The 17,898-nt window shown below is 54.7% G+C and carries 11 protein-coding genes; 5 read left to right on the forward strand and 6 right to left on the reverse strand.

Translation table 11 applies throughout. From position 1 onward, the window contains the following. Nucleotides 1-128 precede the first annotated feature (128 nt). Nucleotides 129-2,726, reverse strand: coding sequence for a bifunctional aconitate hydratase 2/2-methylisocitrate dehydratase (acnB, locus tag BJ887_RS12010; protein ID WP_020882592.1), 2,598 nt, complete (start codon nucleotides 2,724-2,726; stop codon nucleotides 129-131). A gap of 412 nt (nucleotides 2,727-3,138) precedes the next feature. Between acnB and BJ887_RS12020 the strand changes: the two genes are divergently transcribed. Both BJ887_RS12020 and BJ887_RS12025 read left to right on the forward strand, forming a co-directional pair. Further along, on the forward strand, nucleotides 3,139-4,668 hold the full coding sequence (locus BJ887_RS12020; protein ID WP_121339907.1) for a DUF3300 domain-containing protein: 1,530 nt from the start codon (nucleotides 3,139-3,141) through the stop codon (nucleotides 4,666-4,668). A 10-nt stretch (nucleotides 4,669-4,678) separates the two neighbouring features. Further along, nucleotides 4,679-5,470 (forward strand): DUF2950 family protein, encoded by a 792-nt coding sequence (locus BJ887_RS12025; protein ID WP_121339908.1) that lies wholly within the window; start codon nucleotides 4,679-4,681, stop codon nucleotides 5,468-5,470. 52 nt (nucleotides 5,471-5,522) lie between these two features. Here BJ887_RS12025 and lpdA read toward each other — a convergent pair whose 3' ends face one another. The 4 genes from lpdA to pdhR all read right to left on the reverse strand — a co-directional run bounded on the left by lpdA (nucleotide 5,523) and on the right by pdhR (nucleotide 12,592). Further along, complete coding sequence (gene lpdA, locus BJ887_RS12030) at nucleotides 5,523-6,947, reverse strand: dihydrolipoyl dehydrogenase (RefSeq protein WP_020882589.1); 1,425 nt, start codon at nucleotides 6,945-6,947, stop codon at nucleotides 5,523-5,525. 198 nt (nucleotides 6,948-7,145) lie between these two features. Further along, nucleotides 7,146-9,026 (reverse strand): pyruvate dehydrogenase complex dihydrolipoyllysine-residue acetyltransferase, encoded by a 1,881-nt coding sequence (aceF, locus tag BJ887_RS12035; protein WP_121339909.1) that lies wholly within the window; start codon nucleotides 9,024-9,026, stop codon nucleotides 7,146-7,148. A gap of 14 nt (nucleotides 9,027-9,040) precedes the next feature. Then, the gene (aceE, locus tag BJ887_RS12040; protein WP_014168653.1) at nucleotides 9,041-11,704 is read right to left on the reverse strand and encodes a pyruvate dehydrogenase (acetyl-transferring), homodimeric type; all 2,664 of its coding nucleotides are present in this window, start codon (nucleotides 11,702-11,704) and stop codon (nucleotides 9,041-9,043) included. A gap of 123 nt (nucleotides 11,705-11,827) precedes the next feature. After that, entirely contained in the window at nucleotides 11,828-12,592 is a 765-nt protein-coding gene (gene pdhR / locus BJ887_RS12045) for a pyruvate dehydrogenase complex transcriptional repressor PdhR (protein ID WP_013095596.1), read from the reverse strand. Nucleotides 12,593-13,129: 537 nt separating this feature from the next. Between pdhR and aroP the strand changes: the two genes are divergently transcribed. The 3 genes from aroP to BJ887_RS12060 all read left to right on the forward strand — a co-directional run bounded on the left by aroP (nucleotide 13,130) and on the right by BJ887_RS12060 (nucleotide 17,023). Then, nucleotides 13,130-14,500 carry an aromatic amino acid transporter AroP gene (gene aroP, locus BJ887_RS12050; protein WP_121339910.1) on the forward strand — a complete coding sequence of 457 codons (1,371 nt, stop codon included), beginning with the start codon at nucleotides 13,130-13,132 and terminating at the stop codon, nucleotides 14,498-14,500. A 164-nt stretch (nucleotides 14,501-14,664) separates the two neighbouring features. Further along, nucleotides 14,665-16,062 (forward strand): glycoside-pentoside-hexuronide (GPH):cation symporter, encoded by a 1,398-nt coding sequence (locus BJ887_RS12055; RefSeq protein WP_014168649.1) that lies wholly within the window; start codon nucleotides 14,665-14,667, stop codon nucleotides 16,060-16,062. 10 nt (nucleotides 16,063-16,072) lie between these two features. After that, nucleotides 16,073-17,023, forward strand: a complete 951-nt coding sequence (locus BJ887_RS12060; RefSeq protein ID WP_121339911.1) for a family 43 glycosylhydrolase — start codon at nucleotides 16,073-16,075, stop codon at nucleotides 17,021-17,023. An 18-nt stretch (nucleotides 17,024-17,041) separates the two neighbouring features. On the opposite strand, the gene ampE is transcribed toward BJ887_RS12060, so the two are convergent. Then, nucleotides 17,042-17,896, reverse strand: a complete 855-nt coding sequence (gene ampE / locus BJ887_RS12065; protein ID WP_025205391.1) for a beta-lactamase regulator AmpE — start codon at nucleotides 17,894-17,896, stop codon at nucleotides 17,042-17,044. Between the last annotated feature and the right edge of the window lie 2 nt (nucleotides 17,897-17,898).

The following is a 17,898-nucleotide window of genomic DNA, read 5'->3' on the forward strand; positions in this document are numbered from 1 at the left end:
GTGGGAGGCAGGAGGAATGAAAATAAAAAGGTGAGAGCAAGACCTTGCGGTCTGATGCCCTCACCCTGACCCTCTCCAGGGGAGAGGGTGCAAACACAAAACCGCCTCCGTGAAGACGGTTTAGCTGTTTATACTGCCGTCTGGAAGATAACCCCGTCAGCCTTCTCGGTGTACTGAGAGAGCTGGTCGAAGTTCAGATAGCGATAGGTATCTACCGCCGTCTTATCCACCTGAGCCACAAAGGTCTGGTACTCTTCCGGCGTTGGCAGTTTACCAATCAGTGCCGCAACCGCCGCCAGCTCCGCAGAGGCCAGGTAGACGTTAGCACCGGTACCTAAACGGTTCGGGAAGTTACGGGTAGAGGTGGAAACCACCGTCGCACCGTCAGCCACGCGCGCCTGGTTACCCATACACAGGGAACAGCCAGGAATTTCGATACGCGCACCGCTCTTACCGAACACGCTGTAGTAGCCCTCTTCGGTCAGCTGAGCCGCATCCATACGGGTTGGCGGAGCCACCCACAAACGCGTTGGCAGCTGGCCTTTATGGGTATCCAGCAGCTTACCGGCGGCACGGAAGTGGCCGATGTTGGTCATACAGGATCCGATGAACACTTCGTCGATCTTGTCGCCCTGAACGTCGGAAAGCAGACGCGCATCGTCCGGATCGTTTGGTGCACACAGGATTGGCTCTTTGATATCCGCCAGATCGATGTCGATCACTGCCGCGTATTCTGCGTCAGCATCGGCTTCCAGCAGCTGTGGATCCGCCAGCCATTTTTCCATGCCCTGGATACGGCGCTCCAGCGTACGACGGTCGCCGTAGCCTTCTGCAATCATCCACTTCAGCAGCACGATGTTAGAGGTCAGATACTCAATAATCGGTTCTTTGTTCAGCTTGATGGTACAGCCAGCAGCAGAACGCTCCGCGGACGCATCGGTCAGTTCGAATGCCTGCTCGACTTTCAGATCCGGCAGACCTTCAATTTCCAGAATACGGCCAGAGAAGATGTTTTTCTTCCCTTTCTTCTCAACGGTCAGCAGACCCTGTTTGATGGCATACAGAGGGATAGCATGCACGAGGTCACGCAGGGTGATACCCGGCTGCATTTTGCCCTTGAAGCGCACCAGAACCGATTCTGGCATATCCAGCGGCATCACGCCGGTCGCAGCAGCAAACGCCACCAGCCCCGAGCCCGCCGGGAAGGAGATACCGATTGGGAAACGGGTATGGGAATCACCACCGGTACCGACGGTATCAGGCAGCAGCATACGGTTCAGCCAGGAGTGAATAACACCGTCACCCGGACGCAGCGACACACCGCCGCGGTTCATGATGAAGTCAGGCAGCGTGTGGTGCGTCGTCACGTCAACCGGCTTCGGATACGCGGCAGTGTGACAGAAGCTCTGCATCACCAGGTCAGAAGAGAAGCCCAGGCACGCCAGGTCTTTCAGTTCATCACGGGTCATTGGGCCAGTGGTGTCCTGAGACCCCACGGAGGTCATCTTCGGTTCGCAGTACGCGCCAGGACGGACACCGGCGACGCCGCAGGCGCGACCCACCATTTTCTGCGCCAGGGAGTAACCACGATTGCTTTCCGCCACATCTTTCGCATGACGGAACACGTCGCTGTGCGGCAGACCCAGCGCTTCACGCGCTTTGGTCGTCAGGCCACGACCGATGATCAGCGGAATGCGGCCACCGGCACGCACTTCGTCAATCAGCACGTCGGTTTTCAGCTCAAAACTCGCCAGCAGTTCGTTGGTTTCGTGGTTGCGCACTTCACCTTTGAACGGGTAAACGTCAATCACGTCGCCCATATTCAGGTTAGAGACATCCACTTCGATCGGCAGTGCGCCCGCATCTTCCATGGTGTTAAAGAAGATTGGCGCAATTTTGCCGCCCAGCACCAGGCCGCCGCCACGTTTGTTAGGCACATGAGGGATGTCATCGCCCATGAACCACAGTACAGAGTTGGTCGCGGACTTACGGGACGAACCGGTACCCACTACGTCACCGACGTATGCCAGCGGGAAACCTTTTTCCTGCAGAGCTTCGATCTGTTTGATCGGGCCAACGCTGCCCGGCTGATCCGGCTCAATACCTTCACGGGCGTTTTTCAGCATCGCCAGTGCGTGCAGAGGAATATCAGGACGAGACCACGCATCCGGTGCCGGAGAGAGGTCATCGGTGTTAGTTTCACCGGTCACTTTGAAGACGGTAACGGTGATTTTTTCAGCCAGTGCAGGACGGTTCAGGAACCATTCGGCATCGGCCCAGGATTGCATAACCTGTTTCGCGTAGGCGTTGCCGGCTTTGGCTTTTTCTTCCACATCGTAGAAGTTATCGAACATCAGCAGCGTTGAGGAGAGCGCTTTGGCGGCAATCGGTGCCAGCGTGTCGTTATCCAGTGCGTCAATCAGCGGATGAATGTTGTAGCCACCCTGCATGGTACCGAGCAGTTCAATAGCTTTTTCAGGAGTAACCAGTGGGGAGGTTGCTTCGCCTTTGGCGACGGCGGCAAGGAATCCGGCTTTTACGTAGGCAGCTTCATCTACGCCAGGCGGTACACGGTTGATCAACAGATCTAACAGGAATTCTTCTTCGCCCTTAGGCGGGTTCTTCAGCAGCTCGACGAGCGCGGCCATTTGGGTTGCATCTAAAGGTTTGGGTACAATTCCCTCGGCGGCACGTTCTGCTACGTGCTTACGGTATTCTTCTAGCACGACGGTTCTCCTCGCTCTCATTGTCATATGCGGCGGGCGTTCTCTTCACGCTCCTGTGAGACAGCAGTTTGTAGGGTAAATGCCCGATACCGCGTCGGGCAGCATAGCAGGATTTCTGCACAGTGTTAATCCGTTTACAAAAAAGCAACATTAAAAAATTTGCTGAATCGTTAAGCATGGTGTAGCGGGCAGGTGCAACGAATTCTGACTGCAAAAACCGTGACTGCGACCTTCTGAATATTCCGGCGGCATTTCAGCCATCCGATATAATTGTGTAATAAATACTCACACTCTTTATCCGGACGTACCGGATGATTCCCCACAAAAGTCAAAACAGTAAAAGACGGGTGATTGATACTCACGCCAACCGTAACGCCTCACGGCACAGCGCTTGTCTCGTTGGAGTCATTTTATGAAGTTGCCCTTTAAGCCACAACTGCTTGTCCTTCTGTGCAGTGCCGGGCTGTTTGCCGCCTCAGGCGTCATGTTCGTTAAAAGCCGCGCAACGGAGCCTGTGGCTCCTGCCCCCGTCGCACAACAACCGGCTGCGCCGCCTGCCGCTCAGCCAGCACCGGTCGTCGCGCCAGCCTACACGACCGCGCAAATTGATCAGTGGGTTGCCCCCATCGCGCTCTACCCGGATGCCCTGCTATCGCAAATTTTGATGGCTTCGACTTACCCGGCCAACGTCATCCAGGCGGCACAGTGGTCAAAAGACAACCCTAAACTGCAGGGCGATGCCGCCATTCAGGCCGTGGCGAATCAACCCTGGGATCCGAGCGTGAAATCACTGGTGGCGTTTCCTCAGTTGATGTCCCTGATGGGCGAAAATCCACCCTGGGTGCAGAGCCTGGGCGACGCGTTTCTCGCGCAGCCGAAAGATGTGATGGATTCCGTGCAACGTCTGCGTTTGCTGGCGCAGCAAACCGGTGCATTGCAATCAACACCGCAGCAAACGGTCACCACCGAGACAAAACCGGCCCCGGCGAAAACGGCCACCGGCCAGACAACAAGCACCGCCACGACGTCAGCCCCGACGGTCATTAAAATTGAGTCCGCCGACCCGCAGGTGGTTTACGTTCCCACCTACAACCCGAATACCGTGTATGGCACCTGGCCGAACACCGCTTATCCGCCCGTCTATTTACCGCCCTCCCCGGGAGAGCAGTTTACGGACAGCCTGGTCAAAGGCTTAGGGTTCAGCCTGGGCGTGGCGACCACCTACGCTATTTTCAGCAACATCGACTGGGATGATGACGATGACTGGGATCACCACCATGATGACGACTGGGATCACCACGGCGGTTATAACCGCAACGGTGATAACAACATCAATATCAACGTTGAGAACTTTAATAAAATCAGCGGCCAGCGCCTGACGGACGCCAACCGCACCTGGCAGCATAACCCGGCCTATCGTGAAGGAGTGCCCTATCCCACTAACACGCTCAACAATCGCTTCCACTCAACGAACACGGCAACGGGGCTAAGCGCGACGCAGCAAAAACCGGTCAACCGGGACAGCCAACGACAGGCTGCACTGAGCCAGATGGAGAAATCAACGGGAAAAACCTTCCCGCAGACCGCGCGTCCGGGCACCAAAGATGCACAGCGTCAGGCGTCAACCGCCCAGCTGAAGCAAATTTCTCAGCGCAACAACTACCGGGGCTACGACACCAAACCGCAAACGGCACAGCGGACAGCCGCTAAGACGCGAGACAGCCGCCCGACCACCTCGCAAAGGCAAGAGAAACGGGTTTCGCAGCCTGCGCGGAGTAGCCAGCCGCGCGCCAATGCGCTCAGCGGTAACGACAGTCGTTCCGCCAACTGGCAAGCCCAGCAGCAGCGAGGCGCCCAGAGCCGGCAACAGGCTGCCCGCCATCAGCAACCACGCCAGACGTCTACCGGGCGTGCTGAACACCGTGAATTCCGTCACCGTTAAGGAAGCCGACATGAAAAGCAAATTACTCAGTGGGATCGCGTTATTCATGCTGTCGGCCGCCGCAATGGCGCAGCAATCTTTCAGCACGCCAGACCAGGCAACCGATGCGCTGGCCAGCGCCATCAGTGAGCAAAATGAAAGCGCGATGAACACCCTGCTCGGTGAGAACTGGCGTGATTTCCTGCCGCCGGAAGGGGTGGATCCTGATGCCGTGGATCGCTTCCTGCGCGACTGGAAAGTGCGGCACTATACGGTCGTTGACGGGAATAAGGCACATCTTGTGGTCGGTGACAGCGACTGGCAGCTACCGATTCCGGTGATCAAAACCGCCTCTGGCTGGCAATTTGATATCAAAGAAGGGGCGGAAGAGATCCTGACCCGCGAGATTGGCCGCAACGAACTCGCCGCCATCGAGGCGCTGCACGCGTATGTGGATGCACAGCAAAGCTATTTTGCGCTGAACCAGAAATATGCGCAGAAGATTGTCAGCTCAGACGGCAAAAAAGACGGCTTATACTGGCCGGCTTCGCCCGGTGAAGCCCCCAGCCCACTCGGTCCGGCCTTCAGCCCGAAAGAACCCGGCACTGGCTATCACGGCTACCGCTTTCGCATCCTGCCGGATAAAAACGGTTTTGCCATGGTGGCCTGGCCAGTCAGCTACGGCCAGACGGGCGTGATGAGCTTTGTAATAAACCAGACCGACAAGGTGTACCAGTCGGACCTCGGCAGCGAGTCAGAGAAGAAAGCGCAGGCGTTACCTGCTTATCACCTGGATCACACCTGGCAACCGGTCGCCCCATAACGCAGGCAAAAAAAACGCCTCCGGAGGAGGCGTTTCGCAATCATGAAGAAACTTATTTCTTCTTCGCTTTCGCGTTAGGCAGGTCGGTGATGCTACCTTCGAACACTTCTGCCGCCAGGCCAACAGACTCGTGCAGAGTCGGGTGAGCGTGGATGGTCAGCGCGATGTCTTCAGCGTCACAACCCATTTCGATAGCCAGACCGATTTCACCCAGCAGCTCGCCGCCGTTGGTACCGACAATCGCACCACCGATCACACGGTGAGTCTCTTTGTCGAAGATCAGTTTGGTCATACCGTCTGCGCAGTCGGAAGCGATAGCACGGCCAGAAGCAGCCCACGGGAAGGTGGCGGTTTCGTAGCTGATGCCTTTCTCTTTCGCTTCTTTCTCAGTCAGACCCACCCATGCCACTTCTGGCTCGGTGTAAGCGATAGATGGGATCACTTTCGGATCGAAGTAGTGTTTCATGCCGGCGATAACTTCAGCGGCAACGTGACCTTCGTGAACACCTTTGTGCGCCAGCATTGGCTGACCGACGATATCGCCGATAGCAAAGATGTGCGGCACGTTGGTGCGCAGCTGTTTGTCAACGCGGATGAAGCCACGGTCGTCCACTTCCACGCCTGCTTTGCCCGCGTCGAGGTTTTTACCGTTCGGCACACGGCCGATAGCCACCAGCACGGCGTCGTAACGCTGTGGTTCGGCAGGGGCTTTTTTGCCTTCCATGGAAACGTAAATACCGTCTTCTTTTGCTTCAACGGCAGTCACTTTAGTTTCCAGCATCAGGTTGAATTTCTTGCTGATACGTTTGGTGAAGACTTTAACGATGTCTTTATCGGCAGCCGGGATAACCTGGTCGAACATTTCAACCACGTCGATCTCTGAACCCAGCGCATGGTACACGGTACCCATTTCCAGACCGATGATACCGCCACCCATAACCAGCATACGCTTAGGTACGGATTTCAGCTCCAGCGCATCGGTGGAATCCCACACGCGTGGATCTTCATGTGGAATGAATGGCAGCTGAATTGGACGGGAGCCCGCAGCGATGATCGCGTTGTCGAAGTTAATAACGGTTTTGCCGTTTTCGCCTTCCACTTCCAGGGTGTTCGCGCCGGTGAATTTACCCAGACCGTTGACCACTTTCACTTTACGGCCTTTGGCCATACCTGCCAGACCACCGGTCAGCTGAGTGATAACTTTCTCTTTCCAGGTACGAATTTTGTCGATATCGGTTTTCGGCTCGCCGAAGACGATACCGTGTTCAGCCAGTGCTTTGGCTTCTTCGATAACTTTCGCAACGTGCAGCAGAGCTTTAGAAGGGATACAGCCTACGTTCAGGCAAACACCACCGAGGGTGTTGTAGCGTTCTACGATTACGGTTTCCAGACCTAAATCAGCGCAACGGAAGGCAGCAGAGTAACCCGCCGGGCCTGCCCCAAGTACCACGACCTGAGTTTTGATTTCAGTACTCATCATGACCTCTTATTGATTTCCGGCGGTCCAGGTACTTGTCGCCCTTCATCCACCGGGACGTTCTATCCGCCCGCAGTTTACAAAATTGTTAACAATTTTGAAACAACAAACGGCTCACGAATTGTCGCTTTTCGCCAATAACCTCACAGACCACATGAGATTAACAGAAAAAAGCCGGCCGACTGGCCGGCTTTTCGATTACATCACCAGGCGGCGAATGTCGCTCAGGGTGTTGTTGATGATGGTGATGAAACGCGCACCATCAGCACCGTCGATCACGCGGTGGTCGAAGGACAGAGAGATTGGCATCATCAGACGCGGCACGAACTCTTTGCCATTCCATACCGGTTCCATCGCGGACTTGGACACACCGAGGATAGCCACTTCCGGCGCGTTAACAATCGGTGCGAAGTGGGTAGTACCCAGGCCGCCGATGCTGGAGATAGTGAAGCAGCCGCCCTGCATTTCGCCGGCAGTCAGCTTACCATCACGCGCTTTTTTGGAGATGGTGGTCAGTTCACGGGACAGCTCAGTGATGCTCTTCTTGTTCACGTCTTTGAAGACCGGAACAACCAGACCATTTGGCGTATCAACCGCAACACCGATGTTGATGTATTTCTTCAGCGTCAGCTTCTGGCCATCTTCGGACAGGGAGCTGTTGAAGCGTGGCATCTGCTCAAGCGCCGCAGCAACGGCTTTCATGATGAAGACGACTGGGGTGAATTTCACGTCCAGTTTACGCTTCTCAGCTTCGGCATTCTGCTGTTTACGGAACGCTTCCAGATCGGTGATATCCGTTTTGTCGAAGTGCGTAACATGCGGGATCATCACCCAGTTACGGCTCAGGTTGGCACCAGAGATTTTCTGGATACGACCCAGTTCCACTTCTTCGATTTCACCGAACTTGCTGAAGTCCACTTTCGGCCATGGCAGCATGCCCGGGATACCGCCGCCAGCAGCAGCAGGGGCAGCTTCAGCGCGTTTCACCGCGTCTTTCACATAGGCCTGAACGTCTTCGCGCAGGATACGACCTTTACGGCCAGTCCCTTTCACTTTCGCCAGGTTTACACCGAATTCGCGCGCCAGGCGACGAATCAGTGGCGTAGCGTGAACGTAAGCGTCGTTCTCAGCGAACTCAGATTTACCTTCTGCTTTTGCAGCAGGGGCAGCAGCAGGTTTAGCCGCCTGAGCCGGTGCAGCGGCAGGTGCTGGTGCAGCAGCGGCTGCCGGAGCAGCAGCTGGCGCAGCGCCTTCCACTTCGAAGACCATGATCAGAGAGCCCGTAGACACTTTGTCGCCGGTGCTGATTTTGATCTCTTTAACGGTACCCGCGAATGGCGCGGGTACTTCCATAGACGCTTTGTCGCCTTCAACGGTGATCAGTGACTGTTCAGCAGCAACTTTGTCGCCCACTTTTACCATCACTTCGGTGACTTCAACTTCGTCACCACCGATGTCAGGTACGTTGACATCTTTCGCACCGCCAGCAGCAGGTGCAGCGGCCGGTGCTGGCGCAGCAGCCTGAGCAGGCGCAGCACCTGCCACTTCGAAGATCATGATCAGAGAGCCGGTAGAAACTTTGTCACCGGTGTTGATCTTGATCTCTTTAACCGTACCTGCGAATGGCGCCGGCACTTCCATAGAGGCTTTGTCGCCTTCTACGGTGATCAGGGACTGCTCAGCCGTAACGCTATCGCCCACTTTCACCAAGATTTCAGTGACTTCAACTTCGTCACCGCCGATGTCAGGCACGTTGACTTCTTTTGCCGCAGCAGCTGCTGGTGCAGCAGCCGCAGGAGCAGCTTCTTTCTTCTCTTCCTGCGCAGGTGCAGCAGCTGCTGCACCGTCGGCGGAATCGAAAATCATGATCAGTTTGCCAGTCTCGGTTTTATCGCCAACAGAGACTTTGATCTCTTTAACGATGCCAGCCTGAGGAGACGGAACTTCCATAGAGGCTTTATCGCCTTCTACAGTGATCAGCGACTGTTCAGCTTCAACTTTGTCGCCCACTTTGACCAGGATCTCGGTGATTTCAACTTCATCAGCCCCGATGTCCGGTACTTTGATTTCGATAGCCATTCTTCTTTTACCTCTTACGCCAGACGCGGGTTAACTTTATCTGCATCGATGTTGAATTTGGTGATTGCGTCCGCAACCACTTTCTTATCGATTTCGCCACGTTTAGCCAGTTCGCCCAGTGCTGCTACAACCACGTAAGATGCATCCACTTCGAAGTGGTGACGCAGGTTTTCGCGGCTGTCAGAACGACCGAAGCCGTCAGTACCCAGTACGCGGTAATCATCAGCCGGTACGTAAGTACGAACCTGCTCAGCGAACAGTTTCATATAGTCAGTAGACGCAACCGCAGGCGCGTCGTTCATCACCTGAGCGATGTATGGAACGCGTGGCGTTTCCATTGGGTGCAGCATGTTCCAGCGCTCACAATCCTGGCCATCACGCGCCAGTTCAGTGAAGGACGTTACGCTGTACACGTCAGAGCCAACGCCGTAGTCGTTCGCCAGGATCTGTGCCGCTTCACGTACGTGTCGCAGGATAGAACCGGAGCCCAGCAGCTGAACTTTACCTTTGCTACCTGCAACGGTTTCGAGTTTGTAGATACCTTTACGGATACCTTCCTCGGCACCTGCTGGCATGGCCGGCATGTGGTAGTTTTCGTTCAGCGTGGTGATGTAGTAGTAAATGTTCTCTTGCGCTTCACCGTACATGCGCTGCAGACCGTCATGCATGATGACTGCCACTTCGTACGCGTAAGACGGGTCGTAAGAGATACAGTTAGGGATAGTCAGAGACTGAATATGGCTGTGACCATCTTCGTGCTGCAGACCTTCACCGTTCAGGGTCGTACGACCAGAAGTACCACCGATCAGGAAGCCGCGAGCCTGCTGGTCGCCTGCCTGCCAGCACAGGTCACCGATACGCTGGAACCCGAACATGGAGTAGTAAATGTAGAACGGGATCATCGGCAGGTTGTTGGTGCTGTAAGAGGTCGCAGCGGCCAGCCAGGATGCGCCTGCGCCCAGCTCGTTGATACCTTCCTGCAGGATCTGACCTTTCTCGTCTTCTTTGTAGTAAGCAACCTGTTCACGGTCCTGCGGGGTGTACTGCTGGCCGTTCGGGCTGTAAATACCGATCTGACGGAACAGACCTTCCATACCGAAAGTACGCGCTTCGTCGGCAATGATTGGAACCAGACGATCTTTGATCGACTTGTTCTTCAGCATCACGTTCAGGGCACGAACGAAAGCGATAGTGGTAGAGATCTCTTTGTTCTGCTCTTCCAGCAGCTGAGAGAAATCTTCCAGCGCTGGCAGTTCCAGCTTCTCGGTGAAGTTAGGCTGACGAGCTGGCAGGTAGCCTTTCAGCGCCTGACGACGTTCGTGCAGGTACTTATGCTCTTCAGAACCTTCAGGGAAGGTGATGTAAGACAGGTTTTCTACCTGCTCATCGGTCACTGGAACGTTGAAACGGTCGCGGATATAACGCACGCCGTCCATGTTCATTTTCTTAACCTGGTGAGCGATGTTTTTACCTTCTGCGGTATCACCCATGCCGTAACCTTTGATGGTATGGGCCAGGATTACAGTCGCTTTACCTTTGGTTTCACGCGCTTTTTTCAGTGCAGCGTAAATTTTCTTCGGATCGTGGCCGCCACGGTTCAGAGCCCAGATCTGTTCGTCAGTCCAGTCTGCAACCAGTGCTGCGGTTTCAGGATATTTACCGAAGAAGTGCTCACGAACGTAGGCACCGTCTTTGGATTTGAAGGTCTGGTAGTCACCGTCAACGGTTTCGTTCATCAGCTGGATCAGTTTACCGCTGGTGTCTTTACGCAGCAGTTCGTCCCAACGGGAACCCCACATCACTTTGATCACGTTCCAGCCAGCACCGGCGAAGATGCCTTCCAGTTCGTTGATGATCTTGCCGTTACCGGTTACCGGACCATCCAGACGCTGCAGGTTACAGTTGATGATGAAGCACAGGTTGTCCAGTTTCTCACGGGTCGCAATGGTGATTGCGCCTTTCGATTCTGGCTCATCCATCTCGCCATCGCCCAGGAAGGCGTAGACGGTCTGTTCAGAGGTGTCTTTCAGACCACGGTGTTCCAGATATTTCAGGAATTTAGCCTGATAGATAGCACCGATTGGGCCCAGACCCATGGATACTGTCGGGAACTGCCAGAATTCTGGCATCAGTTTAGGGTGTGGGTAAGAAGACAGACCTTTACCGTGAACTTCCTGACGGAAGTTGTTCATCTGCTCTTCAGTCAGACGACCTTCCAGGAATGCACGTGCATAGATGCCCGGAGAGATGTGGCCCTGGAAGTACACCAGATCGCCGCCGTCTTTCTCGTTAGCTGCACGGAAGAAGTGGTTGAAACACACTTCGTAAACGGTCGCAGAAGACTGGAAGGACGCCATGTGGCCACCCAGCTCCAGGTCTTTCTTGGACGCGCGCAGAACGGTCATGATGGCGTTCCAGCGGATTGCAGAACGGATACGGCGTTCCAGATCCAGATTGCCCGGGTATTCCGGTTCGTCTTCAACGGCAATCGTGTTTACGTAGTTGCTAGCCCCTGCACCTGAAGCAACCTTCACACCGCCTTTGCGGGCTTCAGAAAGCAGCTGATCAATCAGATACTGAGCACGCTCAACACCTTCTTCACGGATGACCGATTCGATCGCCTGTAGCCAGTCGCGAGTTTCGATCGGATCCACGTCATTTTGGAGACGTTCTGACATGGGGGTATTCCTTATCTATCTAATACGTTGATTTGTCTGGAACCTGTCCCATTGTGCTCTTGGGCAAGAACACAATAAGACAGGTTCTGCGTTTAGTTGCCGCGCTCTAAAAAACCCTGGCGCTTAATCCTTTCGTTGCTGTATGCGGCGTAATGAACGTTCGCGACGCGATTGTTCACGGCTGCGGTCCAGCAAGATTTCCTCAATGAAAGCCAGATGTCGGTGCGACGCTTCGCGCGCCTGCTCCGGTTCCCCGGCCATTATCGCCTCGAATACTCGGGTGCGATGGTTGCTTACCAATGGGAGCATGTCCCGACGGGCATACAACAATTCAAAATTCTGACGAACGTTCTGGGCCAGCATCGGCTCCATGCAGCGTAGCAGATGGAGGAGCACAACATTGTGTGCAGCTTCGGTGACGGCGATTTGATACTGGACAACGGCATTGGACTCGGCGTCTAAATCGCCGGATTGCTGTGCCCGTTCAATGGCCTGATGAAGTTCGCGGATACGCACGCGATCTTCATCAGTGCTACGAAGTGCGGCGTAATAGGCCGCGATACCTTCTAGCGCGTGACGGGTCTCAAGCAGATCAAACTGGGATTCTGGGTGGTCAGAGAGAAGTTCTACCAGCGGATCGCTGAAGCTCTGCCACAGGCTGTTTTGCACAAAGGTTCCGCCGCCCTGGCGACGAAGCAGCAAGCCCTTTGCTTCGAGACGTTGAATCGCCTCACGCAGAGAGGGACGTGAAACGTCGAACTGTTTTGCCAGCTCGCGTTCTGGCGGAAGTTTCTCACCCGGGCGCAGTGTCCCTTCGAGGATTAAAAACTCCAGCTGCTGCTCAATCACATCAGATAGTTTTGGTTGGCGAATTTTGCTGTAGGCCATATTCCCTGTCTTACGCCTTTTTGCCCGGAGTCAATTGGTCTTACCAATTTCAAGTTCGTATCGCTAAAGTAACAAAGTATTCACCTTCTGTCCATATTGGTTTTGATTGAAATCAGTAAACCCTGCACATTTTAACAACCTTACAGAAATAACGTTTCAGAAATGTAACTTCGCACAAATGAGTTAGTTACTCCCTTAGTGGGAGTTTTAACCTTAATGAAACGAGGGTTTTTGCAATCTGAAGCGATTCAACAACGCAAAATATGAAATTTTGCCCACTTACGGAGCATTTCTATTCTATAGGTTGGGGTATGAAGGGTTAGCGGGGTGATTTACAAATGCTTTCTTTTTATTCAACTCGTCATCGCCCCGTCATAAAGCAGGTGCATTCGCTGGCGCTTACCACTATTCTGGCGCTTACGGAAGACATCTCCGCTTTTTTCGGTCTCATTGACTGTAAAGAAATAAATACAGAAAACGGATATTCATAATTACACACGCGTCGCGTGAACATAACAACCACACACGAGGTTTCAAATGGAAGCTCAACAGCACGGCGATCAGCTAAAGCGCGGTCTGAAGAACCGCCATATACAGCTAATCGCACTGGGCGGTGCTATTGGCACTGGACTGTTTCTGGGAAGTGCATCCGTTATCCAGTCTGCCGGTCCCGGCATTATTTTGGGTTACGCCATTGCCGGTTTTATCGCTTTTCTGATTATGCGCCAGTTAGGTGAAATGGTCGTTGAAGAGCCGGTTGCGGGCTCTTTCAGCCACTTTGCCTATAAGTACTGGGGCAGTTTCGCCGGTTTCGCGTCAGGCTGGAACTACTGGGTGTTGTACGTTCTGGTTGCCATGGCTGAACTGACCGCCGTCGGGAAATACATTCAGTTCTGGTACCCGGAGATCCCCACCTGGGCTTCTGCTGCAGCCTTCTTCGTCATTATTAACGCCATCAACCTCACCAACGTTAAAGTCTTCGGTGAGATGGAATTCTGGTTTGCCATCATCAAAGTGGTTGCCGTCGTGGCGATGATCATCTTTGGCGGCTGGCTGCTGTTTAGCGGCAACGGTGGCCCGCAGGCCACGGTACGCAACCTCTGGGAACAGGGCGGCTTCCTGCCTCACGGCATGACGGGCCTCGTGATGATGATGGCAATCATTATGTTCTCCTTCGGCGGTCTGGAGCTGGTCGGCATCACCGCAGCTGAAGCCGACAACCCGGAACAGAGCATCCCGAAAGCGACCAACCAGGTTATCTACCGTATTCTGATTTTCTATGTGGGCTCACTGGCCGTTCTGCTCTCTCTGCTGCCGTGGACGCGCGTTACTGCCGACACCAGCCCGTTTGTCCTGATTTTCCACGAGCTGGGCGATACCGTCGTGGCGAATGCGCTCAACATCGTGGTGCTGACGGCGGCGCTGTCGGTCTATAACAGCTGCGTATACTGCAACAGCCGTATGCTGTTCGGCCTGGCCCAGCAGGGTAACGCGCCGAAGATGCTGCTCAACGTCGATAAGCGTGGCGTTCCGGTGAACACCATCATCGTTTCGGCGATCGTAACGGCGCTGTGTGTCCTGATTAACTATCTGGCCCCGGAATCGGCGTTTGGCCTGCTGATGGCGCTGGTGGTCTCTGCCCTGGTTATCAACTGGGCGATGATCAGCCTGGCACACATCAAGTTCCGCCGTGCCAAGCATCAGCAGGGCGTGAAGACTCGCTTCCCTGCCCTGCTCTATCCGCTGGGCAACTGGATCTGCCTGTTGTTTATGGCGGGAGTGCTGGTCATCATGCTGCTGACCCCGGGTATGGCAATCTCGGTATACCTGATCCCAGTCTGGGTTGCCGTTCTTGGCATCGGCTATCTGTTCAGCCAGAAAAGCCGCAACGCCCTGAAAGCTCAGTAAGTCTCCCCCGCGGTATCTGCGTTTTGCAGGTACCGCGTGTTGTTACCTCCCTCACAGTTTCACGCCAACAGCGCATTTATCCATATCACCGCCCTGATACTGCAACGCATATATTCGTTTGCCAGCAAATAATTCTCTCCATACCGTAACCCGGAGAGCAGTCTATGGATAACGCTAAACTGTCAGTAAAAGAAAAGATCGGCTATGGGATGGGCGATGCAGGTTGCAACATCATCTTTGGCGCCATCATGTTGTTTGTTAATTATTTTTATACCGATATTTTTGGCCTGGCACCTGCACTGGTCGGCGTACTGCTGCTGTCTGTCCGCGTAATTGATGCCGTAACGGATCCGATTATGGGGGCCATCGCCGACCGTACCCGCAGTAAATATGGCCGGTTTCGTCCATGGCTGCTGTGGATTGCCTTTCCCTATGCGCTGTTCAGCATCCTGATGTTCACCACACCAGAGTGGAGCTACAACAGCAAAGTTATCTATGCCTTCGTCACTTATTTCCTGCTCTCTTTAACCTATACGGCAATCAACATTCCTTACTGCTCGTTAGGCGGCGTGATTACCAACGATCCGCAGGAACGTGTTGCCTGCCAGTCCTATCGCTTTGTGCTGGTAGGTATCGCCACGCTGCTGCTGTCGCTGACGCTGTTACCGATGGCCGACTGGTTTGGTGGCGACAACAAAGCCAAAGGCTACCAGATGGCAATGACCGTGCTGGCGCTGATTGGTACCGGTATGTTCCTGTTCTGCTTCTATACCGTTCGCGAGCGTGTACGCCCGGCGGTACAGACTCATGACGAACTGAAAAACGACCTGAAGGACGTGTGGAAGAACGACCAGTGGGTGCGCATTCTGCTGCTGACCCTGTGCAACGTGTGTCCGGGCTTTATCCGCATGGCGGCCACGATGTACTACGTGACCTGGGTTATGGGCCAGAGTACCCATTTCGCCACGCTGTTTATCAGCCTGGGCGTGGTTGGCATGATGCTCGGCAGTATGCTGGCGAAAGTCCTCACCGACCGCTGGTGTAAGCTGAAAGTGTTCTTCTGGACCAACATCGTGCTGGCGATTTTCTCCTGCGCCTTCTATTTCTTCGATCCGAAAGCCACTGTCACCATTGTGGTGCTCTACTTCCTGCTGAACATCCTGCACCAGATCCCGTCTCCGCTGCACTGGTCGCTGATGGCCGACGTCGATGACTACGGTGAGTGGAAAACCGGTAAGCGCATCACCGGGATCAGCTTCTCCGGTAACATCTTCTTCCTCAAACTGGGGCTGGCGATTGCCGGTGCGATGGTTGGTTTCCTGCTCTCCTGGTACGGTTATGACGCGGGGGCGAAAGCGCAAAGTCCGGATGCCATCAACGGCATTGTATTGCTGTTTACCGTGATTCCGGGCGTCGGGTATCTCATTACCGCAGGCGTGGTACGTCTGCTGAAGGTTGACCGCGAAACGATGAAGCAGATCCAGGAAGACCTCGAGAAGCGTCGCAACAATTATCGCGAGCTGAATAATTATCAGGAACTCAAAGCCGCTGAGACGAAATAAGGAAAGCCGAATGCACACCTGGCCAAACCCGTTTATTGAACAACGTGCCGACCCCTATATTCTGCACCACGAGGGGCTGTACTACTTTATCGCCTCCGTGCCGCAGTACGACAGGCTCGAGATCTGTCGCGCCGACTCGCTGGAAGGACTACGCGATGCCGAAGAGGTCGTGGTCTGGCGTAAACCGGAGACCGGGCCGATGAGCCAGCTGATCTGGGCACCGGAACTGCACCACATTGACGGTAAGTGGTATATCTATTTTGCCGCCACCCATACCCAGGCGCTGGACAGCCTCGGGATGTTCCAGCACCGTATGTTTGCGCTGGAGTGTGCGGACCACGATCCCCTCACCGGGACGTGGATCGAGAAAGGCCAGATTACCACCCCGTTCGACACCTTCGCACTGGACGCCACCACGTTCGTCCATCAGGGAAAACGCTGGTATTTGTGGGCACAAAAAGCCCCGGATATCGCCGGAAACTCCAACCTCTATCTGTGCGAAATGGCGAATCCGTGGACGCTCAAAGGCGAGCCGGTGATGCTCAGTAAACCGGAGTATGACTGGGAATGCCGCGGATTTTGGGTCAACGAAGGTCCGGCAGTGCTGTTTCACGAAGATAAGCTGTTTATCAGCTACTCCGCCAGCGCCACGGATGAGAACTATTGCATGGGGTTACTGTGGATAGACATGAATGCCGATCCGCAAAATCCGGCGAACTGGCATAAAGCGTCGCGTCCGGTTTTCCGAACCAGCGTCGAGAATCGTCAGTTTGGGCCCGGGCATAACAGCTTCACACAAACGCCGGAGGGAGAGGACGTGCTGGTCTACCACGCGCGAAACTACACCGAGATTGAAGGCGACCCGCTCTATGACCCGAATCGTCACACGCGTCTGAAACACGTGCGCTGGGACGAAAACGGGATGCCTGACTTTGGCATCCCACCTGCTGATACGATCTGACCGGTACGGCGCGCTGGCTTAGACCAGCGTGCCGTAAATGGTCAGCAACGCCACGACCACGACCACCACAAATGACGTTTTCTTCGCCATGGAGACGGCCGCTTTCGGCGTTTCAATCTTGTCGGTATGCGGCTCACGCGCCAGCGAGAACTGCGCCAGACGTGTTAACACCTGATACTGAGACGTGTGACGGTCGGCAAGCGAAGCAAACCATGCCGGCAGCGCTTTTTCACCGTGGCCAATTAACGCATAAACGACGCCCACCAGACGTACCGGGAGCCAGTCCAGCACATGCAGAATGGCATCGATACCCGACAATAAACGTTCATGCGGGGTAAGGTAACGGGCAAGCCAGGTCTGCCAGGCGCGCAGAAACGCATAGCCCATCAGCAGTACCGGCCCCCACGGACCGCCCACCACAAACCAGAACAGCGGTGCCAGGTAGTAACGGAAGTTGATCCACAGCAGCGCATTTTGCAGTTCGCGCAAAAATTCACGCTCATCGCAATCCGGCGGCACGCCGTGGATCATCGTCAGCTCACTCGCCATGGCGCCCCGCGCATGGGCATCGTCACGGGATGCGGCTTTCAGATAGGCGTGGTAGTGCATACGCACCTTGCCCGCGCCAATACAGAGCACGCCGAGCAGGATCCACACCACCAGCAGCGGTACGTTGAAAAAGAGGCCGTAAAGCGAACGCAGCAGTAAAAACGTTATAACCATCACGCCAGCGGTCATCAGCAGCGTGCGCAGCATGGAAAAATGTTTAATCCGGCGGAAAAGCACCTCCAGCCGGTGATCCAGATGCCAGTGCTCGCCGAGTTTGAACAGGCGTTCAGCGATGATAACCAGCAGCATGGTAAACAACGTCATGT

The sequence above is a fragment of the Enterobacter sp. WPR_3_1 genome (assembly GCF_003635055.1).
Lineage (GTDB): Bacteria > Pseudomonadota > Gammaproteobacteria > Enterobacterales > Enterobacteriaceae > Enterobacter > Enterobacter ludwigii.

What these genes read in the sequence shown, in the direction of transcription:
- pdhR (WP_013095596.1), bottom strand. Translation starts at nt 12,592, where the DNA reads ATGGCCTACAGCAAAATTCGCCAACCAAAACTATCTGATGTGATTGAG.
- lpdA (WP_020882589.1), bottom strand. Translation starts at nt 6,947, where the DNA reads ATGAGTACTGAAATCAAAACTCAGGTCGTGGTACTTGGGGCAGGCCCG.
- aroP (WP_121339910.1), top strand. Translation starts at nt 13,130, where the DNA reads ATGGAAGCTCAACAGCACGGCGATCAGCTAAAGCGCGGTCTGAAGAAC.
- ampE (WP_025205391.1), bottom strand. Translation starts at nt 17,896, where the DNA reads ATGACGTTGTTTACCATGCTGCTGGTTATCATCGCTGAACGCCTGTTC.
- BJ887_RS12060 (WP_121339911.1), top strand. Translation starts at nt 16,073, where the DNA reads ATGCACACCTGGCCAAACCCGTTTATTGAACAACGTGCCGACCCCTAT.
- aceF (WP_121339909.1), bottom strand. Translation starts at nt 9,026, where the DNA reads ATGGCTATCGAAATCAAAGTACCGGACATCGGGGCTGATGAAGTTGAA.
- BJ887_RS12020 (WP_121339907.1), top strand. Translation starts at nt 3,139, where the DNA reads ATGAAGTTGCCCTTTAAGCCACAACTGCTTGTCCTTCTGTGCAGTGCC.
- BJ887_RS12025 (WP_121339908.1), top strand. Translation starts at nt 4,679, where the DNA reads ATGAAAAGCAAATTACTCAGTGGGATCGCGTTATTCATGCTGTCGGCC.
- BJ887_RS12055 (WP_014168649.1), top strand. Translation starts at nt 14,665, where the DNA reads ATGGATAACGCTAAACTGTCAGTAAAAGAAAAGATCGGCTATGGGATG.
- aceE (WP_014168653.1), bottom strand. Translation starts at nt 11,704, where the DNA reads ATGTCAGAACGTCTCCAAAATGACGTGGATCCGATCGAAACTCGCGAC.